At 67.1% G+C, this 24,786-nt stretch carries 24 protein-coding genes; 18 read left to right on the forward strand and 6 right to left on the reverse strand.

Features of this window, described 5'->3' with window-relative positions; translation table 11 throughout:
- The first annotated feature begins 81 nt into the window (after positions 1–81).
- The 5 genes from ABD002_RS10930 to ABD002_RS10950 all read left to right on the forward strand — a co-directional run bounded on the left by ABD002_RS10930 (position 82) and on the right by ABD002_RS10950 (position 4,542).
- Positions 82–1,434 carry a M48 family metallopeptidase gene (locus ABD002_RS10930; protein WP_343790891.1) on the forward strand — a complete coding sequence of 451 codons (1,353 nt, stop codon included), beginning with the start codon at positions 82–84 and terminating at the stop codon, positions 1,432–1,434.
- A gap of 94 nt (positions 1,435–1,528) precedes the next feature.
- Positions 1,529–2,101: a hypothetical protein gene (locus ABD002_RS10935; protein ID WP_343790894.1), complete on the forward strand. Its 573-nt coding sequence runs from the start codon at positions 1,529–1,531 to the stop codon at positions 2,099–2,101.
- Between the two features lie 138 nt (positions 2,102–2,239).
- Entirely contained in the window at positions 2,240–2,944 is a 705-nt protein-coding gene (gene aqpZ / locus ABD002_RS10940) for an aquaporin Z (protein ID WP_343790896.1), read from the forward strand.
- A gap of 113 nt (positions 2,945–3,057) precedes the next feature.
- Positions 3,058–3,648, forward strand: a complete 591-nt coding sequence (locus ABD002_RS10945) for a hypothetical protein (RefSeq protein ID WP_343790899.1) — start codon at positions 3,058–3,060, stop codon at positions 3,646–3,648.
- A gap of 132 nt (positions 3,649–3,780) precedes the next feature.
- On the forward strand, positions 3,781–4,542 hold the full coding sequence (locus tag ABD002_RS10950) for a DUF2884 family protein (protein ID WP_343790902.1): 762 nt from the start codon (positions 3,781–3,783) through the stop codon (positions 4,540–4,542).
- A 116-nt stretch (positions 4,543–4,658) separates the two neighbouring features.
- Here the strand turns inward: ABD002_RS10950 and ABD002_RS10955 are convergent, their stop codons facing one another.
- Entirely contained in the window at positions 4,659–5,291 is a 633-nt protein-coding gene (locus ABD002_RS10955; protein WP_343790905.1) for a glutathione S-transferase family protein, read from the reverse strand.
- Positions 5,292–5,392: 101 nt separating this feature from the next.
- On the opposite strand from ABD002_RS10955, the gene ABD002_RS10960 reads away from it, so the two are divergent.
- On the forward strand, positions 5,393–6,286 hold the full coding sequence (locus tag ABD002_RS10960) for a mechanosensitive ion channel family protein (RefSeq protein ID WP_343790907.1): 894 nt from the start codon (positions 5,393–5,395) through the stop codon (positions 6,284–6,286).
- Between the two features lie 31 nt (positions 6,287–6,317).
- Here ABD002_RS10960 and ABD002_RS10965 read toward each other — a convergent pair whose 3' ends face one another.
- Positions 6,318–7,622, reverse strand: a complete 1,305-nt coding sequence (locus tag ABD002_RS10965) for a Xaa-Pro dipeptidase (RefSeq protein WP_343790910.1) — start codon at positions 7,620–7,622, stop codon at positions 6,318–6,320.
- Between the two features lie 158 nt (positions 7,623–7,780).
- Between ABD002_RS10965 and aceF the strand changes: the two genes are divergently transcribed.
- The 3 genes from aceF (at position 7,781) to ABD002_RS10980 (ending at position 11,670) form a co-directional block, all read left to right on the forward strand.
- Positions 7,781–9,136 carry a dihydrolipoyllysine-residue acetyltransferase gene (gene aceF, locus ABD002_RS10970; protein WP_343790913.1) on the forward strand — a complete coding sequence of 452 codons (1,356 nt, stop codon included), beginning with the start codon at positions 7,781–7,783 and terminating at the stop codon, positions 9,134–9,136.
- Between the two features lie 15 nt (positions 9,137–9,151).
- Positions 9,152–11,008, forward strand: coding sequence for a dihydrolipoyl dehydrogenase (lpdA, locus tag ABD002_RS10975; protein ID WP_343790916.1), 1,857 nt, complete (start codon positions 9,152–9,154; stop codon positions 11,006–11,008).
- Between the two features lie 227 nt (positions 11,009–11,235).
- Positions 11,236–11,670, forward strand: coding sequence for a hypothetical protein (locus ABD002_RS10980; protein WP_343790919.1), 435 nt, complete (start codon positions 11,236–11,238; stop codon positions 11,668–11,670).
- Between the two features lie 281 nt (positions 11,671–11,951).
- Here the strand turns inward: ABD002_RS10980 and ABD002_RS10985 are convergent, their stop codons facing one another.
- Positions 11,952–12,311: an antibiotic biosynthesis monooxygenase family protein gene (locus tag ABD002_RS10985; RefSeq protein ID WP_343790922.1), complete on the reverse strand. Its 360-nt coding sequence runs from the start codon at positions 12,309–12,311 to the stop codon at positions 11,952–11,954.
- A gap of 305 nt (positions 12,312–12,616) precedes the next feature.
- Here ABD002_RS10985 and ABD002_RS10990 point away from each other — a divergent pair, with 305 nt between their 5' ends.
- The 5 genes from ABD002_RS10990 (at position 12,617) to ABD002_RS11010 (ending at position 18,855) form a co-directional block, all read left to right on the forward strand.
- On the forward strand, positions 12,617–13,639 hold the full coding sequence (locus ABD002_RS10990) for an ATP-binding protein (protein WP_343790925.1): 1,023 nt from the start codon (positions 12,617–12,619) through the stop codon (positions 13,637–13,639).
- Positions 13,636–14,517 (forward strand): NAD-dependent epimerase/dehydratase family protein, encoded by an 882-nt coding sequence (locus ABD002_RS10995; RefSeq protein ID WP_343790928.1) that lies wholly within the window; start codon positions 13,636–13,638, stop codon positions 14,515–14,517. Before ABD002_RS10990 ends, ABD002_RS10995 begins: the two co-directional genes overlap by 4 nt.
- A gap of 242 nt (positions 14,518–14,759) precedes the next feature.
- Positions 14,760–15,512 (forward strand): DUF2884 family protein, encoded by a 753-nt coding sequence (locus tag ABD002_RS11000; protein ID WP_343790931.1) that lies wholly within the window; start codon positions 14,760–14,762, stop codon positions 15,510–15,512.
- 163 nt (positions 15,513–15,675) lie between these two features.
- On the forward strand, positions 15,676–17,814 hold the full coding sequence (locus ABD002_RS11005) for an Ig-like domain-containing protein (RefSeq protein ID WP_343790934.1): 2,139 nt from the start codon (positions 15,676–15,678) through the stop codon (positions 17,812–17,814).
- 126 nt (positions 17,815–17,940) lie between these two features.
- Positions 17,941–18,855 carry a hypothetical protein gene (locus tag ABD002_RS11010; RefSeq protein WP_343790937.1) on the forward strand — a complete coding sequence of 305 codons (915 nt, stop codon included), beginning with the start codon at positions 17,941–17,943 and terminating at the stop codon, positions 18,853–18,855.
- Positions 18,856–19,032: 177 nt separating this feature from the next.
- Here the strand turns inward: ABD002_RS11010 and ABD002_RS11015 are convergent, their stop codons facing one another.
- Positions 19,033–19,497, reverse strand: coding sequence for an Mpo1 family 2-hydroxy fatty acid dioxygenase (locus ABD002_RS11015; protein WP_343791408.1), 465 nt, complete (start codon positions 19,495–19,497; stop codon positions 19,033–19,035).
- 219 nt (positions 19,498–19,716) lie between these two features.
- Here ABD002_RS11015 and bla point away from each other — a divergent pair, with 219 nt between their 5' ends.
- Complete coding sequence (gene bla / locus ABD002_RS11020) at positions 19,717–20,610, forward strand: subclass B3 metallo-beta-lactamase (protein ID WP_343790940.1); 894 nt, start codon at positions 19,717–19,719, stop codon at positions 20,608–20,610.
- A 30-nt stretch (positions 20,611–20,640) separates the two neighbouring features.
- On the opposite strand, the gene ABD002_RS11025 is transcribed toward bla, so the two are convergent.
- Positions 20,641–21,537, reverse strand: coding sequence for a phosphoribosylaminoimidazolesuccinocarboxamide synthase (locus ABD002_RS11025; RefSeq protein ID WP_343790943.1), 897 nt, complete (start codon positions 21,535–21,537; stop codon positions 20,641–20,643).
- A 261-nt stretch (positions 21,538–21,798) separates the two neighbouring features.
- Between ABD002_RS11025 and djlA the strand changes: the two genes are divergently transcribed.
- Positions 21,799–22,584, forward strand: coding sequence for a co-chaperone DjlA (gene djlA / locus ABD002_RS11030; protein WP_343790946.1), 786 nt, complete (start codon positions 21,799–21,801; stop codon positions 22,582–22,584).
- Positions 22,585–22,685: 101 nt separating this feature from the next.
- Positions 22,686–23,360: a ribulose-phosphate 3-epimerase gene (gene rpe, locus ABD002_RS11035; protein WP_343790949.1), complete on the forward strand. Its 675-nt coding sequence runs from the start codon at positions 22,686–22,688 to the stop codon at positions 23,358–23,360.
- Between the two features lie 74 nt (positions 23,361–23,434).
- Here the strand turns inward: rpe and ABD002_RS11040 are convergent, their stop codons facing one another.
- Positions 23,435–23,623 carry a hypothetical protein gene (locus ABD002_RS11040; protein ID WP_343790952.1) on the reverse strand — a complete coding sequence of 63 codons (189 nt, stop codon included), beginning with the start codon at positions 23,621–23,623 and terminating at the stop codon, positions 23,435–23,437.
- Positions 23,624–23,929: 306 nt separating this feature from the next.
- Between ABD002_RS11040 and pdsR the strand changes: the two genes are divergently transcribed.
- Complete coding sequence (gene pdsR, locus ABD002_RS11045; RefSeq protein WP_343790955.1) at positions 23,930–24,619, forward strand: proteobacterial dedicated sortase system response regulator; 690 nt, start codon at positions 23,930–23,932, stop codon at positions 24,617–24,619.
- The last annotated feature ends 167 nt before the right edge of the window (positions 24,620–24,786 follow it).

Raw genomic sequence — 24,786 nt, forward strand, 5'->3', positions numbered from 1 at the left:
TACTTTTTGGACATTGACGCGGCGCCCTCCGATGCATGACGCTGCCGGCCTGTGCCGTCATCTGTCCATCAGGGGAGCAACATGAAGCATGTCCTGCGCGGCTTTGCCGTGGTCATCCTGTTGCTTGTTGCAGTCGCCTTTGTGCATGCAGAGGCCCCATCCGCGCGCGACCTGCCGCCGGGCCTGCAGATTCCCGACGCCGCCCGACCAGGGCCGAACTTCGATGTGGACCGCGCGACCGAGGCCTACCTGAACCTGCTCTCGCCCGAGCAGCGAGCCTCGTCGAACGCGTATTTCGAGGGTGGCTATTGGCTGCAGCTGTGGGGCCTTCTGTATGGCCTCGTCGTCGCAACGGTCTTGCTGCGCGCGGGCATTTCCCAACGCCTACGCGATATCGGCGAACGCTTCAGTCAACGGCCATGGCTGCAGACGATGATCTATGCGCTGCTGTGGGTGCTCGTCGCCTTCGTGCTCGGCCTGCCGCTCTCGATCTACGCGGATTTCGTGCGCGAACACCAATACGGTCTGGCGACGCAGACCTTCGGCGGCTGGTTCGGCGATCAGCTCAAGGGTCTCATGGTCAGCGCGATCCTGGTGCCACCGCTGCTCGCGCTGCTGTACGCGGCAGTGCGCCGCGCCGGTGCTCGCTGGTGGATCTGGGCCGGCAGCGGTGCGTTCGTCGTGATCCTGTTCCTGATGATGCTCGCGCCGGTGTTCGTCGAACCGCTGTTCAATGACTACAAGCCGCTGCGTGAGGGCGCCGTACACGATGCGGTGCTGTCGATGGCGCGCGCGAACCAGATCCCGACCACCAATGTCGTCGAGTTCGATGCGTCGCGGCAGACCACGCGGATCAGCGCGAACGTGGCCGGCTTCCTCGGCACCACCCGCGTCGCGCTGAACGACAATCTGTTGAACAAGACCTCATTGCCCGAAATCAAGGCGGTGATGGGCCATGAGATGGGCCACTACGTGCTCAACCACGGCCTGCGCGGAACGGTCTATCTCACGCTCGTGCTGGTGTTCGGATTCTGGGTCGTGCACCGCGTGTTCGACGCGTTGCTCGCGCGCTGGGGTGGAGGTCTCGGCCTGCGCGGGCGTGGCGATCCCGCGGCCTTGCCGCTGGCGATCGCGATCCTGTCGGTGTTCTTCTTCCTGGCCACGCCGCTGACCAATTCGATTGTGCGCCAGATGGAAGCAGAAGCCGATGCGTTCGGCCTCAACGCCGCGCGCGAGCCCAACGGCTTCGCGATGTCCGCCATGCGCCTGTCCGCGTATCGCAAGATCCGGCCCGGTCCGCTCGAGGAGACGTTCTTCTACGACCATCCGAGTGGCTATCAACGCGTGCACGCCTCGATGCTCTGGCTCAAGGAGAACCAGGACAACGCGACCGCCAACGCGCCGCTGCCATCCGTCGCGCCGGCGGCAAAGTAGACGTTCGCGATGCGGCGGCGCGTGACCTGCGACCGCCGCGCACGCGTATGATGCCGGCTTCGTCGGGCCGGCGCCCGGAAGCGGAGTCAACGTGATGCTACGTATCGTCCTGGCCGCCATCCTCGGCGGCTTCCTGATGTTCGTCTGGGGCGCGGTTACGCACATCGTGCTGCCGTTCGATCGCGACGCGCTGAAGCCGATCCCGAACGAGGCTGCCGTGCTGTCCACGCTCGGCAGCAACCTCGCCGAGCCGGGCATGTATGCGTTCCCGTGGATCGACATGAGCGGCAAGGTTCCGGCCGACCAGCAGCAGGCCTGGCGGCAGAAGCTGGCCGGTGGTCCATCAGGACTGCTGGTCTACCGTCCCAACAGCGGCGAGGCGATGTCGCCGCGCCAGCTCGTCAGCCAGTTCTTCGCCAGCGTGCTCACCGCGTTGTTCGGCGCACTGATCCTCGTGCAACTCGGCGGCGGTTTCGGTCGCCGCGTGGCCTCGATGGTCGTGATCGGCATCGCGGCGTGGCTGTCGGTCTCGGTTCCGCAATGGATCTGGTACGGCTTCTCGACACCGTTCCTGACCGGCGACTTCGTCGACCAGTTCGGCGGCTGGCTGCTCGCCGGCATTGGCATGGCGACGCTGCTGAAGCCGCGACGCGTGCGCTCGTTCTGAGCCTGCGCCACCGAACGTTGCAGTTCCGCCGTCGCCGACGGCGGCTTCCAGCGTAGGATGCGCTCGCCGAGGCGGTGCGCCGGTCTCGTGTTGCGCCGTTCCGGTATTCATCCGCACGCCAACTACGGGAGGTAGATCATGTCCATCGGCAAACGTCTGGGCGCCGAGTTCTTCGGCACGTTCTGGCTGGTCATCGGTGGTTGCGGCAGCGCGGTGCTGGCCGCGGCTTTCCCGAGCCTCGGTATCGGCTTCATGGGTGTCGCGCTCGCGTTCGGCCTGACCGTGCTGACGATGGCGTATGCGGTCGGGCATATCTCGGGAGGGCATTTCAATCCGGCGGTGTCGGTCGGTCTCGTCGCCGGCGGACGATTTCCGGTGGGCGACCTGCTTCCATACATCGTCGCGCAGGTGGTCGGTGCACTCGCCGCGGGCGGCGTGCTGTACCTGATCGCGAGCGGCAAGACCGGCTTTGACGCGGCCGGCGGCTTCGCCTCGAACGGCTACGGCGAGCATTCGCCGGGCGGCTACTCGCTGCAGGCCGCGCTGGTCTGCGAGATCGTGATGACGTTCTTCTTCGTGTTCATCATCATGGGCGCGACCGACGGCCGCGCGCCGGGCGGCTTCGCGCCGATCGCGATCGGCCTCGCGTTGACCCTGATCCACCTGATCAGCATTCCGGTCACCAACACGTCGGTGAATCCGGCCCGTTCGACCGGCGTCGCGTTCTTCGCCGGCGGCCTCGCGGTCTCACAGCTCTGGCTGTTCTGGGTCGCGCCGATCATCGGCGGCGCGCTCGGCGGCGGTGTCTATCACGCGTTGTTCGAGGACCCGGCGAAGCGTTGACGTCGCTTCCGGTTCAGCGGCGAGACGGGCCCGGAGTCAACCGGAGCCCGTCTGCCGCGTTCCTGCCTGCAATCCCGGCGGCATCCCGCTGCCGGCGTTGCAGGAGACTTTCGATGAAACACACTCTTCTTGCGTTGGCGACGAGCCTTCTGTTCTGCGCCGGCGCGCACGCGCAGAGCGCCGCCAGCGAGACCGAGCGCAATACCGACCAGCAGCAGCGCATCGAGCAGGGTTTGAAGTCCGGTCAGTTGTCCACCGGCGAAGCGGCCACGCTCGAGCGCCAGCAGCAACGCATCGACAACACCGAAGCGCGCGACATGCGTGACGGCACTCTCTCGGCTGCGGAAAAAGCGCGGATCCAGCGTGAGCAGAACCATGCGAGCGCCGCGATCTACCGCGACAAGCACAACGCCGTCACCGGAAATCCGGGTTCCGCGTCATCGGAGCGCATGCAGGCGGACGTGCAGCGCAACGTCAACCAGCAGGCGCGCATCAATCAGGGCGTGCGCTCGGGACAGTTGACGAACCGCGAGGTCGGCACGCTCGAGCACGGCCAGGCCCGGGTCGATCGCAAGGAAGCCAATGCGGGTGCGGACGGCCGCGTCGGGGCAGCCGAGCAGGCGCGCATCCAGCGGTCGGAAAACCGGCAGAGCGGTCGCATCTACCGCAAGAAGCACAACGGGAACGTGCGCGCCGGCGGCTAGGCCGGCAGGGCGTTGCCGTGTCATGACTTTCAGCAGGTGCCGTGCTTCACCCCGACGCACGGCACGTGTGACGCCTAAACCAAACCGCGATTCTCCGCATCCAAGCGCCAGCATTTCGAGCGGAGGATTGCGATGAATCGTTCCATTGCCCTGTTCGCATTGACGGCGCTCTGCGCTTCGACAGCGCATGCCAATGCCGATATCCGGCACGCCGGCTGCGACCTGCACAGCGACTACTCACTGAAGATCGAAGCCGATCGCCTCGTGTTCACGCGCGGGTCCGGCCATCCGGCCGACGTGGTGATCGCGGATGGTTCACTGCGCGTCGACGGCCGTGCGATCGCGGTGAGCGCCGGCGATCGCCAGCGCCTGCGCGACATCGAGCACGGCGTTCGCGATGCGCTGCCGGACGTGAAGGCGATCACGCACGCCGCCGTCGCGATCGCGTTCGAAGCGGTCGGCGAGGTCTCGGCCGCGTTCGCCAAGGACGGCGACGCTGCGCGTGCCAGCGCATTGCGAATGGCGCGCACCGCGCACGAGCTCGATCAGCGCATCGATGCCACCGAAGGTTTCTCCGACTGGCAGGGCGCCGACGTCGATCGCCTAGTCGGGGATGCCGCGGGCAGCCTGGCCGGCGAGATCGCCGGTACCGTCGCCGCACGCGCGGTGACCGTCGCGCTCAGTGGCGACGAGAAGGGCGCGGCCGAATTCGAGGCGCGTGCCAGCAACATCGACAAGAACATCGATCGCCTCGTCCAGAAGCGCAGCAATGAGCTGGAAGTCCGCGCCATGGGCCTGTGCTCGCGTTTGCGGGCGCTGGCGAGCCTGCAGTCCGCATTGGAACTGCGCCTGCCAGATGGCAGCCGTCTCGATCTCGTGCACGTGGAGAACTGAACGGTCGTCAGCTACCGCGCGTCATTGCGCGACGCGCTTGCCGCATTGCTATCAGCAGCGCAGACGGATCCTGACGAGGACCGCCGCCGGCCACCGGTCGGCGACGGAGCAGCAGGTTACGCCCATTCGGTCAGTCCCTCGATCTCGTACAGGCGCTGCCAGCTCGGCCGCGCCTTCACGCGCTGCGCGAGTGCGGCCAACGCCGGCCAGGCGGTCGCGGGCTTGGGCATGTTGCGCGACCAGCGCATCAGCATCGTCGCGTACAGGTCCGCGATGCTGAGCTGCTCGCCGAGGATGTGCGGACCGTGCGCAGCGAGGTGCGCATCGAGCCGATCCCACACCGCCTCGATGCGCCGGCGCGCGAATTCCTTCGATTCTTTCTCATGTTCGGTCGGCGCGAAATCCTGCGGATAGAACCATTGCCGGTAGGCGGGCTGCAACGTGTTCGCGAAATGCACGACCCATTGCAGGAACGTGGCGCGCTGCGGCGTGCCGGGCGCGGGCGCCAATGCGGCTTCCGGATGGCGCTCGGCGAGCAGCAACAGCAGCGCCGCGCATTCGTAGTGCGGCGCGCCGTCGACGACCAGGGTCGGCACCATGCCGTTCGGGTTCAGGCGCAGGTACTCGGCGCTCTTCTGCGCGTTCGTGTCGAAATCGACCTTGCGCAGCTCATGCGGCGCGCCGAGTTCGAGCAAGGTCTGGTGCACGGCCATGCTGGCGGTGCCGGGCGAGTAGTAGAGGACATACATGCGGGAAGCTCCTTCGTGCGTCGTCGTGGCCACCAGCCGGCGTGTACGCCGGCGACTGCAGGCTTGGTAGCCTATACGGGTTCGTTGATCGAGGATGCGGGATGACCGATCGTCTGCGCGAATTCTACGCATCGCTGGACACCCATGCGTTCGCCGACATGGTGTTCGCGTGGAGCGGCCGGCTGCTGATCGCGCTGTTGATCCTGCTGGTCGGCTGGTGGCTCGCGCGCCGCGTTGCCATGGCCGTGCAGCGCGTGCTGGCACGCGCCGGCGCCGATCCGTTGCTGGGCCATTTCCTGTACAACCTGGTGCTGGTGCTGCTGCTCGCCGTGGTCGTCACCGGCGCGCTCGACCGCATCGGCGTGCCGACCGCCTCGCTGCTGGCCGCGCTCGGCGCCGCCGGCCTCGCGATCGGCCTCGCCTTGCAGGGTTCGCTGTCGCATCTTGCAGCGGGCGTGCTGCTGATGGTGTTCCGTCCGTTCCGCGTCGGCCAGTACGTCGAGATCGCCGGCGTCGGCGGCACCGTGCAGGACGTCAGCCTGATGCACACGCGCCTGCTGACGCCGGACAACCGCGAGGTCGTGCTGCCGAACGGCAAGGTCGCGGGCGACGCGATCGTGAACTACAGCGCGCGCGGCACGCGGCGCCTCGACCTCGTCGTCGGCATCGGCTATGGCGATGACATCGGCAAGGCGATCGCCGTCGTGCGCGAACTGCTCGGCGCGGAACCGCGCGTGCTGGCCGATCCGCCCGCGGATGTCGCGGTGATGCAGCTTGCCGATTCGAGCGTGAACCTCGCGATCCGGCCATGGGTGAAGTCGGGAGAGTACTGGTCCGTGCAGACCACGCTGCTGCGCGCGATCAAGGAACGCTTCGATGCCCAGGGCATCAGCATTCCGGTTCCGCGGCGGGAGGTGGTGCTGCATGTGGCGCGAGATGCGTCGGCGCTTGCGAACGGAGCGTCAAACCCATCCCCACCCAAACCCTCCCCTTGAAGGGGAGGGCTTAACCGCAAAGGCAAGTCAGTCAGCGGGCGGCGGGCGATTTGACGATCGCGCCGCCCTTCATCACGAAACTCACGTGCTCGAGCGCGGCGACGCTGGCGAGCGGATCACCGTCGACCGCGACCAGGTCGGCGTAGTAGCCCGGCTTCACGGCGCCGACCTTGTCCGACCAGCCCAGCAGGTCCGCCGCGTTCGTCGTCGCGGCCTGGATCGCCTGCATCGGCGTCATGCCCCATTCGACCATCTTCGCGAACTGCTTGCCGTTCCAGCCGTGCGGGTAGACGCCGGCGTCAGTGCCGAACGCGAGCTTCTCGCCGGCCTTGACTGCACGGCGGAAACTCTCACGCTGCAGGCGGCCGACTTTCTTCTCTTTCTCGATCGTGCTCGCCGGAAAACCGAGGCGCGTGTACTCGGCGAGGATGTAGTCGTCGTTGTAGACGTCGAAGACCAGATATGTGCCGTGCTGCTTCGCGAGCTTCAGGCCCTCGTCGTCGATCAGGCTGGAGTGCTCGATCGAGTCAACGCCGGCCTTGATCGCCATCTTGATGGCCTCGGAGCCGTGTGCGTGCGCGGCCACGCGCTTGCCCCAGCGGTGCGACTCGTCGACGATCGCGTCCATTTCGGCCTGCGAATATTGCGGCGCGCCGACCGATTCCTCGGCGCTGAGCACGCCGGCGCTGGCCATGAACTTGATCACGTCGGCACCGCGCTTGACGTCCTCGCGCACGCGCCGCCGCACCGCATCGACGCCGTCGGCGACGCCGGTTTCGCCGTGGAACTCGATATACGGCGAGAATCCCGTCGTGTCGTCGGCGTGGCCGCCGGTCGCGCCGAGCGGCAGGGTCGCGGCGAGGATGCGCGGGCCGGCGATGTCGCCGCGGTTGATCGCGTTGCGCAGGGCAACGTCGATGTATTCGGCGGACCCCAGGTTGCGCACGGTCGTGAAGCCGGCTTCGAGCGTGCGCTTCGCGAACACGTGCGCGCTGACCGCGAAATCGATCGCGCTCATCTGCAGCACGTCCTTGTAATAGTTGCCGGATGACTGCGTCGGATCGCTGGCCAGATGCACGTGGCAATCGATCAGGCCCGGCAGCAGGGTCGCGTTGCCGAGGTCGATGCGCATGTAGCCGTCCGGCACCTGACCGTCGCTGCGCACTTCCTTGATGCGCTCGCCCTCGATCAGCACCAGCGGATGGTCGATCACCTTGCCCTGCTCTGGCGCGACGAGATGCGCGGCGCTGACCGCGATCCGGGTTGGCGCAGGCTCCGCTGCGGATGCGATGCCCGCGAGAGCGACGACTACGAAGGTGGACACATGGAGGCGCATGCAGGAATTCCGGTAACGGGAAGCGCCGCAATCTAGCAGGTCCGGTGCTCGCGACCTCTGTGCCGGAACGCACGATCGCGTGTGATCCACGCGTGGCATGACGGCGCGCACCCAAATCGGCGAAACTTGGCGTTCTGCATCACGATTCGGAGCAAGGCATGGCCGTCCAGGAAGCGAAGGTGCCGGATATCGGCAACTACACCAACGTGCCCGTCATTGAAGTGCTGGTGAAAGCCGGCGATACGGTCAGCAAGGACCAGGGCCTGGTCACGCTCGAATCGGACAAGGCGACGATGGAAGTGCCGGCGCCGTTCGACGGCGTGGTCAAGGAGGTCAAGGTCAAGGTTGGCGACGAGATCGCGGAAGGTTTCGTGGTCGCGCTGATCGAGACCGGCGCGGCCGCATCGGCCCAGGTCGCCGCACCCGCGCCGGCCGCTGAGCCCGCGAAGGCGGCTCCGGCCGCGGCACCGCCTGCGCCCGCGAAGGTCGAGCCGGTGAAATCCGCCCCCGCACCGACGACAGAGACGCGGTCCGATGCCGCTCCGCGCACGCCACCGGTGCCGTTCGACGCCAGCGCGGTGATGCCGGACCAGGTGCCGTATGCGAGCCCGGCCGTGCGCCTGATCGCGCGTGAACTCGGCGTCGATCTCACCCAGGTCAAGGGCAGCGAGCGCAAGGGCCGCATCACCAAGCAGGATGTGCGCGCGTTCGTGAAGCAGATCCTCACCGGCGGCGCGGCGCGCGGTGCGGTGTCCAGCGGCGCGGTCGGCGGCGGACTGAACCTGTTGCCGTGGCCGAACGTGGATTTCGCGAAGTTCGGCGAGGTCGAGTCGAAACCGCTGTCGAAGATCAAGAAGATCTCCGGCGCGAACCTCGCGCGCAACTGGGTGATGATCCCGCACGTCACCCAGCACGACGACGCCGATGTCACCGATCTCGAAGCGCTGCGTGTCGCGCTGAACAAGGAAAACGAGAAGGCCGGCATCAAGCTGACCATGCTCGCGTTCCTGATCAAGGCGGTCGTCGCCGCGCTGAAGAAGTATCCGGACTTCAACGCCTCGCTCGACGCCAGCGGCGAGAACCTGGTCCTCAAGAAATACTTCCACATCGGCTTCGCCGCGGACACGCCGAACGGCTTGGTCGTGCCGGTGCTGAAGGACGCCGACAAGAAAGGCGTCATCGAGATCGCGCAGGAAACCGGCGAACTCGCGAAGAAGGCGCGCGAAGGCAAGCTCGGCCCCGCCGAGATGTCCGGCGGCTGCTTCTCGATCTCCTCGCTCGGCGGCATCGGCGGCACCGCGTTCACGCCGATCGTCAACGCGCCCGAGGTCGCGATCCTCGGCGTGTCGAAGTCGGCGATGAAACCGGTGTGGGACGGCAAGGCGTTCCAGCCGCGCCTGATCCTGCCGCTCTCGCTCAGCTACGACCACCGTGTAATCGACGGTGCCTCGGCGGCGCGCTTCACCGCGTATCTCGGCCAGGTGCTGGCCGATATGCGGCGCGTGCTGCTCTGAGGCGCGGAGAACGACATGGCGAATACGGTTGAAGTCAAAGTCCCCGACATCGGAAATTTCAAGGGTGTGCCGGTCATCGAGATCCTGGTCAAGCCGGGCGACACGGTGGCCAAGGATCAGGGCCTGGTCACGCTCGAATCCGACAAGGCGACGATGGAGGTGCCGTCGAGCGTCGCCGGTGTCGTGAAGGAAGTGCGCGTCAAGCTCAACGACGAGGTCGCCGAAGGTGCCGTGGTTGCGGTGATCGAGACGCAGGGTGCCACCGCTTTGAAGTCCTCTCCCTCGACGGGGGAGGATTCGGGTGGGGGTACGGCGCCGAGGGCATCTGCAGTAGAAGCCAAAGGCAGTGCCGCTGGCGCGGCGCCACCCCCATCCCAACCTTCCCCCGTCAAGGGGGAAGGGGCAAAGGCGTCTGCCACTGCGCCTGCTCCCGGCGCTACAGCGGATTCCGGCCGCAAGGCCGACATCGAATGCCAGGTCGTCGTGCTCGGCTCCGGTCCGGGCGGTTACACCGCCGCGTTCCGCGCCGCCGATCTCGGCCAGAACACTGTGCTGATCGAGCGTTACGCGGCGCTCGGCGGCGTCTGCCTCAACGTCGGCTGCATTCCATCGAAGGCGCTGCTGCATGCGGCGCGCGTGATCGATGAAGCCGCGCACGCATCCGATATCGGCATCACGTTCAGCGCACCGAAGATCGATCTCGACAAGCTGCGCCAATCCAAGGACAAGGTCGTTGCGCAGATGGTCGGCGGTCTCGGTGGCATGGCCAAGCAGCGCAAGGTCACGGTCGTGCAGGGCACCGGCCGTTTCATCTCGCCGCACGAGATCGAGGTCGAGACGAAGGGCGGCAAGAAACTCGTGCGCTTCGAGAACGCGATCATCGCGGCCGGTTCGCAGGCGGTGAAGCTGCCCGGTTTCCCGTGGGACGACCCGCGCATGATGGATTCGACCGACGCGCTGGATCTCGCCGACATCCCGAAGACACTGCTGGTCGTCGGCGGCGGCATCATCGGCCTCGAGATGGCTTGCGTGTACGACGCACTCGGCAGTGAGGTCACCGTCGTCGAACTGCTCGACCAGCTGATGCCGGGCACCGATCCGGACCTGGTGCGTCCGCTGCAGCAGCGTTTGTCGAAGCGCTACGCCGGCATCCATCTCAAGGTCAAGGTCGCGAAGATCGAGGCGCAGAAGAATGGCCTCAAGGCGACCTTCGAAGGCGAGAAGGCGCCCGATCCACAGGTCTACGATCGCGTGCTCGTCGCGATCGGACGCTCGGCGAACGGCAACAAGATCGGCGCGGACAAGGCCGGTGTGAACGTCACGGAGCGCGGCTTCATCCCGGTCGACCGGCAGATGCGCACCAACGTGCCGCACATCTTCGCGATCGGCGACCTCGTCGGCCAGCCGATGCTCGCGCACAAGGCGACGCACGAGGGCAAGGTCGCCGCCGAAGTCGCAGCCGGGCAGAAAAGCGAGTTCGTCGCGCGCGTGGTGCCGAGCGTCGCCTACACCGATCCCGAGATCGCCTGGGTCGGCCTCACCGAGACCGAGGCGAAGAAGCAGGGCATTGCCTACGGCATCGGCAAGTTCCCGCACGCGGCGTCAGGCCGCGCAGTCGGCATCGGCCGCACCGAAGGCTTCACCAAGCTGATCTTCGACGAGGCCACGCACCGCGTGATCGGCGCCGGCATCGTCGCGCCGAACGCCGGTGATCTGATCGCCGAGATCGCACTCGCGATCGAGATGGGCTGCGAGGCCGCGGATATCGGCCTGACCATCCATCCGCATCCGACCTTGAGCGAATCGGTCGGCATGGCGGCGGAGGTGTACGAGGGGACGATTACGGATTTGTATATTCCGAAAAAGCGCTGAGGGATTGGAAGGACACGTCAGCGCGCCAGCCTCGCACGTCAATGATGGATCGCCGATCCTTCCCTGACGATGGCCGCGCGTTGACGCTCTCCTGACCGCGGCGTAGCGTGCGCGCCTCAGCCTCCCATCTGCACGGCCGTTTCCAGACGCGGCCGGAGAGTTCCGGCGCTCCCGACCGCGCCCCATGAGCCGGAACGTCGGGCACCTTTGTGCCCAGGGAGAGCACCATGCACCGCTTGATCCGTGGATTCGTGTTCGCCGTCATCCCGGCTGCCGTCGCGATGATGGCTGTTGCTCCGCGCAGCGCGGCGGCAACCGAGCCAGGCACCACCCTTATCGGCATCTATCGCGTCGCGGCGGGCAAGCACACTGAATTCCTGAAATGGCAGGCCGCCCGCGATGCGATCGATAAACAGGCAGGCGTGCCGCAGGCGCAGTGGTATGCGCATACGGACGGCGATTCGTGGGACTACCTTTCGGTAGGACCGGTCCTGTCGGACGCGCAGCAGAAGAAGGTGGACGAGGCGACCCGCGCCAAGGGCATGGCGCTCGGCTTCAAGGCCAGTCTCGAGTTTCGCCAGTACATCAGTTCGCACACCGACACCTATGCCATTGGGCCGATGACGGTCACGGAACTGTCGGCGATGGCCAGCGGGAAGTGACCCTGGAAGTCTGCGGAGCGGGCGGTGAAAAGCGCCCGCTCCACGGACGATTTGCGGGCGACGACGGCTCTCTGGCTTGCCCCGACCTGCTGAGCAGGCCGTAGGTTGGGGTGAGCCTGCGAACCCCAACGCTTCCACCCGCCGATGTTGGGCATCGCTACGCTCAGCCCAACCTACAAGTCGGCGGCGCGGGTGCAAACAACTCGATATCGCTCGCGCAGTGTGCAGATCGGCGCGGCCGGTTTTGCCGCCGCGGCTGGCCTGTCGATCGCGCGCGGACTTCAGGAACCCTTCTTGCCCGCCGCGGGTTTCGCGGCTCCAGGCACCGCCGCCGGCGCAATCTGCTCGGCCACCTCGTAGTGCCGCACCAGCGGTTCCATCTCGAGCAGGTAGTTCGAGTCCTCGGGGTAGTACACCGAGCGCTCGGGGTTTTCGCCGGCGAACGCGCGTACCGCGTCCATCGAGTCCCACAGCGAAATCAGCACGATCTCGCTGTGCTCGCCTTGCACGCGTCGCAGCACGGTCACGCCGCGATTGCCGGGCGTGGTTGCGTAGTCCTTGAGGCCGGTCTCGTCGAGGTACGCGATATAGGCATCGGCCTTTTCCACCAGGGTGATGCCCCGCCAGATGCGCGCGATCATGGAAAGCCTCCGGTTGCCGCGACGCCATCATCGCATACGCCGCGTTTGCGGCAAGTTATTGATGCGGCGCGATGAGCGAGCGCTGTCGAGGGCTCGGCCCAACGAATCAGGGCGCACCTGAGTACCCCTGCAACGGCGCCAAGAGCGCGTTTTGTGTGCCTGTGGTCACAGCGGCGATGATGCGTGACAGACTCCACGCACTGCGCAATGGCGCCCGCGGGGCGCGCGTTCTATCCTGCGTGGGAGGCATGGGGCGCTGCAGGTTTGTGCGGTTCATGCCAATCGCTGCCGGCCGGAGGTGCGGGATGGAGTGGATCGGATGGGTGTGCGCGTTCGCCGCGATCGGCGTGGCCATCTGGCTGTGGCGCCGGCTGGGCACTGCGCACGCGCACGCAAGCGAGCTGCTGTACGCAAAGCTCGACGCCGAAAACGAGGCCGATGCGTTGCGCGCAAAGCAGGTGCAGGTCATGGATTCGGCGCGCTTCGGTGCGCCGGGCAGCCCGGTTGGCGACATCGCCCAGCATCTGCACGGATCGCTGGAATCGGTGCGTGCCGGCCTTGAGGACGCCGACTCGCAACTCGCGGACTACCGCGGACGGGTCAAGCAGTTCGACGCGGCCGTGCAGTACTGCCTGCAGCCGGTCGAGCTGATTCTCGGTGCCGACAAGGCGACCCTGGACCAGCTCGTGCATCACGTCGAAGGGGCGCGCCGCAAGCTGTTCGAGGCGCGTGCGGCGCTGGAACGGCATCCGCTGCACAAGGGCGCCGGCGCGCTCGCCGAGAGCCTGGGCGGCGCACGCGCATTGGCGGACTACGCGCAAGGGCTGTGCGCGTTCGCGGAGCCGGACGGCGGCGCGCATGCCACGGTCGATGTGAACGCCTGCCTGGACGACGCACTGCGCGTGCTCACGCCGCGTCTGGGCGAGCGCATCCGGATCGGGCGCGACTACGGCGAGATACCGAAGATCCGCGCGCCGGGTGCCGAACTCCGTCAGCTGTTCCTGCATGTGCTCGACCACGCGGCACGCACGATCGAGGCGCAGGGCACGCTGACCGCGTCGACGCGGCACAACGACGTGAACACGCTCCAGGTGGCGATCGCCGAAACCGGCAGCGGCAGCGGTGACGAGACGCGACCGATCGCCACCGGTGCGCTGTTTGCCGAGGACGAGGCTGCGCTCGGACTGGACTTCGCACAGCAGCTCGTCGAGGAGCTGGGCGGAACGATCGCGGTGCGCACGACGCGCGGGCAGGGTTCGACCTTCACGCTGACCCTGCCGGTGACCGTGCCGACGCCTGCCACGGCACACGGGCCGATGGTGCATTGAGCCAGCCGAGGGATTGCCGGCAGATCCTGGTCCTCGGCGCCAGCGGCGCGATCGGCCGGTTCCTGCTGCCGCGCCTGCTCGGCGCCGGGCACGAGGTGCTTGCAGTAAGCCGCGTTCCGCGAGCGAGCGCGGTGCCGCGCCTGCGCTGGGTTGTCGGCAATCTCGACAGCGGCGTGCCGGAATGCGCGACGCCCGACGTGATTTTCAGTCTCGGTCCACTCGATGCGTTTGCGCGCTGGTTCGCGCAGGCGCGCCTCGACGGGGCGCCGCGCGTGATCGCGTTCGGTTCGATGAGTGTCGACAGCAAACGCGATTCGGACGATGCCGGCGAGCGCGCGCTCGCCGCGCGCCTGCAGGCCGCAGAGCAGGCGCTGATCGCCAGCGCCGACGCGCGCGGGTGTGCGTGGACGCTGTTCCGGCCGACCCTGATTTATGGCGCCGGTGTCGACCGCAGCCTGACCCCGATCGCGCGGTTCGCGCAGCGCTGGCGCGTGTTCCCGCGCATGGTCGGCGCGAGCGGACTGCGTCAGCCGGTGCATGCGGATGATCTCGCCGCGGCGTGCATCGCCGCGCTCGCCACCCTGCAGACGGCGGGAAAAACCTACGCGCTCGGCGGCGGCGAACGGCTCGCGTTCGTGGCGATGCTCGAACGCGTGCGGGCATCGTTGCCGGTGCGTACGTTGCCGCTGCCGATCCCGCTCGGCGCCGCACGCGCGCTGGTCGGCGCCGCGCGCGCGGCGGGTCTGCACGCGTCGAGTGGCGCGGCGATCGATCGGCTCACGCGCGATCTCGTCGCCGACCATTCGGCGGCCGTCGCCGACTTCGGCTGGGCGCCGCGGCCATTCCATCCGGATGCGCGGATGTGGTCCCCGGCCTGATCCGAGCTTGAAACGACGTCCGTCGATCGCCCCGACGTTGGAGTGAAGACATCCTGTGCAGCCGTTCGCGATGAAGCATCGAATCGTGCTTCCGCATCCGTTCGCGTTTCGATGCCTCGACACGAACGGATGGAAGGTTTCGTTGACCGCATCCGGTGCGACCGACGCGTGCGCAGCCCGGTTCAGCGCGGATTGGTGCATAGTCGGGTATCGCTGCGTGCCCACGCTTTCGAGGAAAATCGATGCGACCGATCACGCTAGTCGTTGCCGCCTGTGCGCTCATCGTCGTGCCCGGCGCGCGGGCACAGGATCTCGCGACGACCTGTCACGCGAGCAGCAGCTACGACCTCACGATCGCGCCGGATGCGCTGCGCTTCGACCGCACCACGCCGGCGCCGAAACGGATCGATCTGCGCAACGGCCAGCTGGGTGTCGAGGGCACGGCGGTACGGCTGAATGCCGAGGACAGCGATCGCCTCGCGTTGTTCGAGCACGACCTGCGCGCACTGGTGCCGAAGGTGAAGGCGGTCGCGGCGGAGGGCGTGGATCTCGCGGTCAAGTCGGTGCGTGCGGAAACCGCGAACCTCGGCCTCTCTGCGCAGACGCGCGGCGAACTCGACCAGCGGCTCGCCGCGCGCAGCGCCGAACTCAAGCGGCGCATCGTGGCGAGTACCAGCACCCACGACTGGCAGGGCGACGCATTCGACGGCTATGCGGACGACATTGCCGCGGACATCGTGCCGCTGCTCGCGGCCGATCTCGGTCAGCAGGCGGTATCGGCGGCCGTCAGCGGCGACCTCGACGCAGCGGCGACCCTGCGTGATCGCGCCGCGGACCTGGCCGGCGACCTCCGCCCGCGGCTGGAACGGCGCATGCAGGCCTTGGGCCCGCGGATCCAGGCGTTGTGCCCATCGGTGCGGCACCTGTACGAGCTGCAGCGCGACATGCGCGCGAACGGGCGGCCGCTCGACCTGCTGCAGGTTGGCAAGGATTGATGAGGTCATCGCCTGTGACGCCGGCCCGCGCGTGCCAGGATGCATCGCCGCGCAGGCCCGCGTGGCGCGCGGTTTTCGCCGCAGTGCAGCGTTGCCAACGATCGTTTGAACGACCTAAGATGCGGCGACTTCGAGTCGTCTTCGCTATCCAAAGGGGCAAGCCATGCAGGTTCGACTGATCACGACTGCGGCCATCGTCGCGTCCGCGTTTGCGACGTTCGTCGTGCGCGATGCGCAGGCCTACGACTACACCGCACCGGTCCAATTCCACACGATCGCGAATTTCGATCCGGCCCATGGTGTCGTGCCGTTTCCGAACAATCTGCTGCTGAGCGGCACGACCGACCTGACCTTGAACATTCCGGTCGCCAATCCCGGCAACTTCGCCGACCCGCAGGTCGCGCTGAACGCGCTGGACGGTTTCAGCACGACCGCACCGTGGTCGCTGACCTTCTCGGCGCCGATCGACGCGACCTCGCTGGCCGCAGGCAGTTCCGTGCGCATGTTTGAGGTCAGCCTGACCGGTCCCGGTGGCGGCGTCACCGGCGTCAAGCGCGAACTCACGTCACCGCAGGAGTTCGTGGTCGCGCTGGCGCCGTCCGATGCGACCGGCCGCACGCTGGCGATCGTGCCGACAGCGCCGCTGAAGCAGCTGACTTCGTACATGGCCGTGGTAACCAACGGCATCAAGAACACCGGTGGCGCGAACGTGCGCCAATCGTTGACCTACCTGCTGGCCGAACGCACCAGCCCGTTGTGCACGGGCGGCCACTCGACGCTGCCGGCGCTGCCCGCCTCGCAGGCCTGCGCACTCGAACCGCTGCGCCAGCTGGTCAATTCGCAGGAAGCGGCAGCGACGTCGGCCGGCGTCGCGCCGGGTTCGATCGCGATGTCCTGGGTCGCGACCACGCAGAGCATCACGCCGACCTTCCTGGCGATCGGGAGCGTGATCGCGCATTCGCCGCCGGCGACGACGCATCTCGCGCCGACCGGCAAGACGCTCGGCGACCTCGGCCACGGCCTGCCGCCGATCGCCGACATCTATATCGGCACGATCGACCTGCCGTACTACCTCAGCGCGCCGAGCCAGACCAATCCGACCGCGCCGCTGACCGGCTTCTGGAAGGCCGCGCCGGGCGCCTATGTGCCGCCGTTCGACAAGGCCGGCCTCGATCCGACCTCGACCAACCTGACCTTCGCCAACCCGTTGCCGGTCGCGACCTCGACGCAGACCGTGCCGCTGCTCATGACCGTGCCGAACGCGAAGTCCGGCAAGACCAAGCCGGCCGCGGGCTGGCCGCTGGTGATCTTCCAGCACGGCATCACGCGCAACCGCACCGACATGCTCGCGATCGCCGGCACATTGGCCGCGCAGGGCTTCGCAGTCGTCGCGATGGACCTGCCGCTGCACGGCGTCACCGACAAGACCAACCCGTTCTATGTCGGCAACACGCCGTTCGTGGCGCTTGGGGCGCATGAGCGCACGTTCGACCTCGACCTTTCCGACAACACCACCGGCGCGCCGGGCCCGGACGGCAAGATCGATCCGTCCGGCAGCTATTTCATCAACCTGCAGAGCCTGCTGACCTCGCGCGACAACCTGCGCGAAGGCGCGGTCGACCTGCTCGCGCTGTCGAACGCAGTGCAGGGCATGCATGTCTCGACCGGCACCGATTTCGATACGGCCAAGGTCAGCTTCGTCGGCCAGTCGCTCGGCAGCATCGTCGGCACGGTGTTCCTCGCGATCGATCCGAACGTGAAGGTCGGCGTGATCAACGTGCCCGGCGGCGGCATCGCGCGCCTGCTGGACGCCTCGCCGGCGTTCGGTCCACGCATCCATGCCGGTCTCGCCGCGGCGGGTCTGCAGCAGGGCACGCCGGCGTACGACGCGTATTTCGCGGCGACGCAGACCGTGATCGATTCGGGTGATCCGATCAACTTCGGGGGCAACAACACATTGCTCGCGACCGTGCCTGGCAAACGCCTGCTGGCGCAGGAAGTCATCGGCGGCGGCACGGTGCTGCCCGATCAGGTAATTCCGAACAGCGTTCCGGGCGCACCGCTGTCCGGCACCGAACCCCTGCTCGCCGCGCTCGGCCTCAACGCGATCACCGGCAGCGCGCAATCGGCCACCGGCATCCGTGGCGCCGTGCGCTTCCTGCAGGGCGAGCACGGCTCGCTCCTTGATCCGACCGATTTCCCGGCCGCGACCGTGGAAATGCAGGGCGAAATGGCGAGCATGCTGGTCACCGGCGGCGCAGCCGTGCAGGTCTCCAACGCCGCGATCATCAAGGGCCCATAACCGCAACCCGATCGAACACGCGGCGCGCCGTCGTCACGACAGCGCGCCGCGTGACTTCCGGCCCGGGCGCAGCCCGCGTGTGCCGGATCCAATGATCACCGGTCTAACATTTCCCGGAGATCATGGATGCGTCCTCTGTATGTCCTCCTGTTGGCCTCTGCTGCGCTGTCGGCATCCGCGCTGGCTCACGTGTCTCCCGCGCCGCATTTCAGCGCCGAGTTGCCGTTCCATGAGTGCGATGGCCTGATCTGCATCGAGGTCGCGCTCGATGGTGCCAAGCCGCGCACGCTGCTGCTGGACACCGGCAACATCAATTCAGGACTCACGACCGAAGCGGCGAACGCGCTCGGCTGGAAACTCGAGCCGATCGTGCAGGGCGGCAAGACGCTGCCGGGCATGTATCGAGGAGGCGTGCATGGCGTGGCACTCGGCAAGGCCAGGACAGATGCCAAGTTCCTCGTGCTGGACCGCAGCGCGTACGGCGAGCACGCGCCGCCGGCAGACGGAGCGATCGCGTATACAGCCTTCAAGGACCGCATCCTGCAGATCGACTACCCGCACCATGTGCTGAGGATCTCGGACGTGATCACCACGCCGGCGAAGACGGACACCGGTCCGGCGCCCGGTACGCTGCAGCTGATCACGTTCGGCGAGCACGGTCCGCCGATCGTGGTTGGCACTCCGTTCACCGTGGATGGCAAGCCGGTGCATGCGCAGATCGACACCTGCTACACCGGTACCCTGCTGGTCTACGACGCGGCCGTCGACAAGCTCGGCCTGCACAAGCAGGGCACGCCGGAATTCTTCGGCTACACCGACGGCGGCGTGAACATGCTGGCCACGCCGGCGCACAGCCTCGGCTTCGGCAAGCGCGTCATCGCGGACAAGAAACCGACGCTGTATTTCGTCGGCGAGGGCAAGGAGCCCGTGCATCAGCCCGACGGTCTGTTCGAGGCAACGGTCGGCAACGCGTTGTTCGCGCATAGCGTGGTGACGATGGACTTCCACGCGATGACGCTCGACGTGCGGCCGGCAGGCTAAGCGCTCGATCGAAAAGCATCGGCGAACGGCCCCGTTCGCGCTGAAGTATCGAAGCGCCCTTCGATACCTCAGGGCGAACGGCTTTTTCGAGGCCGCAATGCCAATGAGCCGTTCGTGCTGAGGTATCGAAGCATGAACGGCCCCGCACGCATGCAGCCGAGTAGTTGAACGCGCGGTTCAGTACGCGACGCCGATGCGCCGCATGATCTTGCCGGTCAACCAAGCGGGACCAATCAGCAGGTAGGCCAGATCGGTGAAGAACGAGGGCCGCTTGCCTTCGATGATATGGCCGACGAACTGGCCGATCCATGCAATGACAAACACGCCGATTGCGAGCCAGAGCAGCTGCGAAGCGCCGAGCGAGCGGTACAGTCCTTCCGTGAGCAGGCCGAGCAGGACGAACACCAGCAGCATCGCCACACCCAGTGGCCGCGACAGCCGCCAATAGAACGACAGCGCGCCGACCATGACCAGACCGCACCAGAAGCCGGGCCGGCCGATCGACGGCGACACCGGGATAAGCCACAGCGCTGCGATCGCGGCCCACAGGATCGCCGGCACGCAGATCCAGTGGATCAGCCGGTTGATCGGATTCTGATGATCGGCGCTGTAGCTGCCGAACCAGTCGTTCACGCTGCGCATGGCGCCGTCCTCACGCATGGGATCGGGCTACTGTAGAGCCAAGGGTGACGGCGTGGGAAGGCGCGCTGCAGCAGGGTTCGTGCGCGCGTCTCGCATCGCTCCGCGGCAACATCGCAGGGTTGCCCGTCCCATTTGCGCCATCTGTGCGGCCGCAACTTGCCATGTTGCTGCCATTCCGATCGGTCAGTCTGCCGTTCCACTTCCGCAAGGAGCGATACGATGAAATCAATCCTGCGCGCGTGCTGCCTCGGCGCCGCATTCCTCGCCACGGCCGGGGCCCACGCGCGCGATCCGCGCTGGTCCGAGCCGCAGCCGCCGTTCCGCATCTACGGCGACACCTGGTACGTCGGTTCGCGCGGACTCGCCGCGATCCTGGTCACGTCGCCGAAAGGCCACGTACTGATCGACGGCACCCTGCCGGACAATGCGCAGTTGGTCGAAGCGAACATCGCCAGCCTCGGCTTCAAGCTCGCCGACATCCGTGTGATCCTCAACTCGCACGCGCATTTCGATCACGCCGGCGCGCTCGCCGCGCTGGCGAAGGACAGCGGCGCCCAGGTCCGCGCCAGTGCGGCCGGCGCGCTCGCGCTGGAGGCCGGCGGCAACGACCCGGACGATCCGCAGTATGGCGAGGCGTCGCTCTATCCCGCGGTGGCGAACGTGGTGCGCGTTGCCGACGGCGAAGCGGTGCGGGTCGGCCCGCTCGCGCTCACTGCCCACTACACGCCGGGCCACACGCCGGGCGGGACGAGCTGGACCTGGCGATCCTGCGAGCACGGACGCTGCTTCGATCTCGTCTATGCGGACAGCTTCTCTGCGATCAGCCGCGACGGCTATCGCTTCACGGACGATGCGGCGCATCCGCACCGGGTCGAGGATTTCCGCGCCTCGATCGCGACGATCGCCGCATTGCCGTGCGACATCCTGATCACGCCGCATCCCGAGCTCAGCGGCTTGCCGGACCGGATCGCGGCGCGCGATCGTGGCGAAAAGCCCGATCCCGTGGTCGATCCGCAAGCCTGCAAGGCCCTCGCGGCCAAGGCGCAGGCAGGTCTCGATGCGCGTCTTGCGTCGGAAAAAGCGTCGCCGAAGCCGTCGACCGGACAGCGTTGAGCGATGGATGGGCAAGCCGGTCCCGCGTGATCAATCGACCACGATGCCGGCCAGCCGCTGCAGCGCCTCGGCATACTTTGCCGCGGTGCCGGCGATCACATCGCCGGGAACGTGCGGGCCGGGTGCGATCTTGTTCCAGTTCAGCGTTTCCAGGTAGTCGCGCACGAACTGCTTGTCGTAACTCGGCGGGCTGATGCCGACGCGGTACTGGTCGGCCGGCCAGAAGCGCGAGGAGTCCGGCGTCAGCATCTCGTCCATCACGTACAGCTTGCCGCTGGCGTCGGTGCCGAACTCGAACTTGGTGTCGGCGATCAGGATGCCACGCTCGGCCGCATAGGCAGCGGCGAACGAGTAGATCGCCAGCGTCGCCGCGCGCACCTGCTCGGCGAGATCGGCGCCGATGGTTTCCACGACGTGATCGAAACTGACGTTCTCGTCGTGCGCGCCGACCGCGGCCTTGGTCGACGGCGTGAAGATCGGCTCCGGCAGTCGCTCGGCCTGACGCAGCCCGGTGGGTAGTTTGATGCCGCACAGCGAACCGCTGGCCTGGTAGTCCTTCCAGCCCGAGCCGATCAAATAGCCGCGCGCGATCGCCTCGACCGGCACCGGCTTCAGCCGCTTGGCGACGACGCTGCGCTTCGCATACAGCGCGACGTCGGTGCCGGGCGGCAGCACGTCGGCGACTTTCCTGCCGGTCAGGTGGTTCGGCACCAGGTGCGCGGTCTTGCCGAACCAGAAGTTCGAGATCTGGGTCAGCATCTCGCCCTTGCCCGGAATCGGATCGGGCAGCACCACGTCGAACGCGGACAGGCGGTCACTGGCGACGATCAGCAGTTCGCCGGCGCCGATCGCATAGACGTCGCGCACCTTGCCGCGATGGATCAGGTCAAGCCCGGGAAGATGCGATTGGGAGAGCACGGTCGGCACGATGGATTCCGTTGGTGGGGCGCAGACGCCACGTAGGGGGCGATTGTAGCGGCCGATTCCGGCGGCGGCTTGCGCCCTGCCGCGCGCGTCAGCGGACAGCGATGCCTGAACGGCGCTTCAGACGACGCTTGCTAGAATCCGCGGCTTTTCCAGTCACCGGACCGCAATGCCCATCCAGTCGATCGACTCGCAGCACGCAGCTCCGTCTCGACGCGCGCCGGCCGCTGCGCTTGGGCGCCTCGCGCCGATGGATAGCGCGCGATGAGCGTCGTCGGCAAGCTGGTCGGCGCGATCCTCGGCCTGATCCTGTTCCACCATCCGGTTGGCCTGATCATCGGCGCGATGCTCGGCCATTTCTACGACAACGCAGTGATGCGGTTGCGGCCTCCCTCGATGCGCGGCGGCTTCATCGAGCCCCTGTTCGCGTTCGCCGGCGCGTTGTCGAAATCCGATGGTCGCGTTTCCGAGCCCGAGATCGCCGCGACCGAAGCCTTGATGGCACGCCTGCACCTGGATTCCGAGCAGCGCCGCGCCGCGATCGAACGCTTCACGGACGGCAAGCAGTCCGGTTTCGATGCGGCCCTCGCGATCGGCCAGCTCAGGGCCTGGTGCCACGGCCGCCGCGATCTTGCCTTCATCGTGCTCGACCTGCTGCTCGATCTCGTGCACGCCGAGGGCCCGCTCGCCGACGCCAAACTCGCGCTGGTACGCAAGCTGTGCGGGGCGCTCGGCGTCAGCGATCATGAGCTGGCCTGGCTGTCCGCGATGAAAGGCTACGCGTCGGCGGCGCAGGGGCCGCGCGGCTACGGCCCGCGACCGCCGCCAGCGTCGCGTGCAGCATCCGAGATTGATCCGTATGCGGTGCTCGGCATCGCCCGCGATGCGAACGAGCGCGACATCAAGCGCGCCTACCGCAAGCTGATGAGCCAGCACCATCCGGACAAGCTCGGTGACGTGCCCGAGGAACCGAAGCGCCGCGCCGGCGAGCGAGCAAGAGAGATCAATGCCGCGTACGAGCGCGTCAAGGCAGAGCGCGGCGTGAAATAGCCGTTCGGAGCGTCGGCCGGCTTGATGCTTTAGGCTTCGGCCTTGGCAAAAAAAGCAACGCGGCGCTCGCCGATCCCACCCAACACCTTGGAGAAGCGAACATGGCCAGACAGCCTGCCGTCATCGCCCCGTCGATCCTCTCGGCCGACTTCGCACGCCTGGGCGCGGAGGTCGATGCGGTGATCGATGCCGGCGCGGAGTGGGTCCATTTCGACGTGATGGACAACCACTACGTCCCCAATCTCACGATTGGACCGCTGGTCTGCCAGGCCTTGCGCAAACACGGCGTCACCGCGCCCATCGATGTGCACCTGATGGTCAAGCCCGTCGACCGCATCGTGCCGGACTTCGCGAAGGCCGGTGCCACGACGATCAGCTTCCACCCGGAAGCGAGCGAGCACGTCGATCGCACGATCCAGCTGATCCACGACAACGGCTGCAAGGCCGGTCTCGTGTTCAATCCGGCCACCTCGCTGAGCTGGCTCGACTACGTGCTCGACAAGCTCGACCTGGTGCTGATCATGTCGGTGAATCCGGGTTTCGGCGGCCAGAGCTTCATCCCGGCCGCGCTCGACAAGCTGCGGCTGGCACGCGAGCGCATCGATGTGAGCGGTCGCGCGATCCGCCTGGAGATCGATGGCGGCGTGAAGCCCGACAACATCGGCGAGATCGCGCGCGCGGGCGCCGACACGTTCGTCGCCGGTTCCGCGATCTTCAACGAGAAGGATTACCGCGCGGTGATCGCGCAGATGAAATCCGCGGCCGTCGGCATCTGATTCCCGGAGGAAAGGACCGCGCCGGGCCCGGAAGGGAGGGGCAATCGCCCGGCGCGGGTGCAGCAAGGGTTTCCTCAGATGACCTGCCACAGCGGATCGACGTAGTCGCCGGACGTCCGCTCCGCCGCGCGCAGGCCGTTGATGCAGGCAGGCGCGACCATCGCCTCGCCGCCCAGCCACAAGCCATCGGCGATCGTCTCGGGAATCGGGTCGTGGCGGCTGTCGTCGACAGCGCGCAGTGTCTGGTTCGCATCGTGGTCCATGGCGCGCTCCGTTCAGCCGTGGAACATGGCGATCAGGCCGAGTGCGACCGCGGCCAGCGCGAACACGACGCGCAGCGGCTCACGCGTATGAAGTTCGGCGTTGGGATCGGGACGTTGCGTGGTCATCGTGTTTCTCCGGGGTGGACTGCGATGACATTGGATCGCCCCGCCAGGGACGCATCGGGCATGCCCCGGGGCGCCGTGCCGACGAGTTCTGGCAATTCCCTGACGTCTGCGCTGCGGTCGTTGCGCTCGGGAGGAAGCGCTGCGTAAGCTGCCTTGCGCCGTATTCCGAGGAAGTCGCCCATGCCACGCAGCATCGCCATCGTCGAGGACGAACCACTGATCCGTGCCAATTACGTCGAGGCGCTGACGCGGCTCGGCTACGAAGTGCGCGGCTACGCATCGCGCGGCGAGGCCGAAACCGCGTTTGCGCAGCGCCTGCCGGAACTGGTCATCATCGACGTCGGCCTCGGCGACGAACCGGAAGGCGGCTTCGAGCTCTGCCGCAGCCTGCGTGCGAAATCGGCCACCTTGCCGATCCTGTTCCTGACCGCGCGCGACTCGGATTTCGACGTGATCTCGGGTCTGCGCCTCGGCGCCGACGATTACCTCGCCAAGGACACCTCGCTGCACCAGCTCGCCGCGCGCATCAACGCGTTGTTCCGGCGCATGGAGGCGCTGCGTCGGCCGGTTGCGGCGGACAGCGTGTTCGCGCAGGGGCCGCTCAAGCTCGAGACCGAGCGCATGCGCGTGACCTGGAACGGCATCGACGTGCCGCTGACCGTCACCGAGTTCTGGATGGTGCACACGCTGGTGCGCTTCCCGGGCCATGTGAAGAGCCGCGACCAGCTGATGCGTGACGCGCAGGTCGTGGTCGACGACGCCACGATCACCTCGCATATCAAGCGCATCCGCAAGAAGTTCATCGCGATCGACCCCGCGTTCGACGCGATCGATACGGTGCATGGCGCTGGGTATCGGTGGCGTGCTTGAGGAGGAAGTCAGCGGCCGGTAGTCGGAAAGGAAACAGCTCGTCATTCCGGCGAACGCCGGGATCCAGCGTATTGCCTGGGTCCGGATAAGGCCTTGGGTCCCGGCGTTCGCCGGGACGACGAGGCTTTAAGCTTCGCCGATTCTCCCTTCTCATTCCCAGCTTCACT

It is taken from the genome of Dokdonella soli (genome assembly GCF_039523175.1).
GTDB lineage: Bacteria > Pseudomonadota > Gammaproteobacteria > Xanthomonadales > Rhodanobacteraceae > Dokdonella_A > Dokdonella_A soli.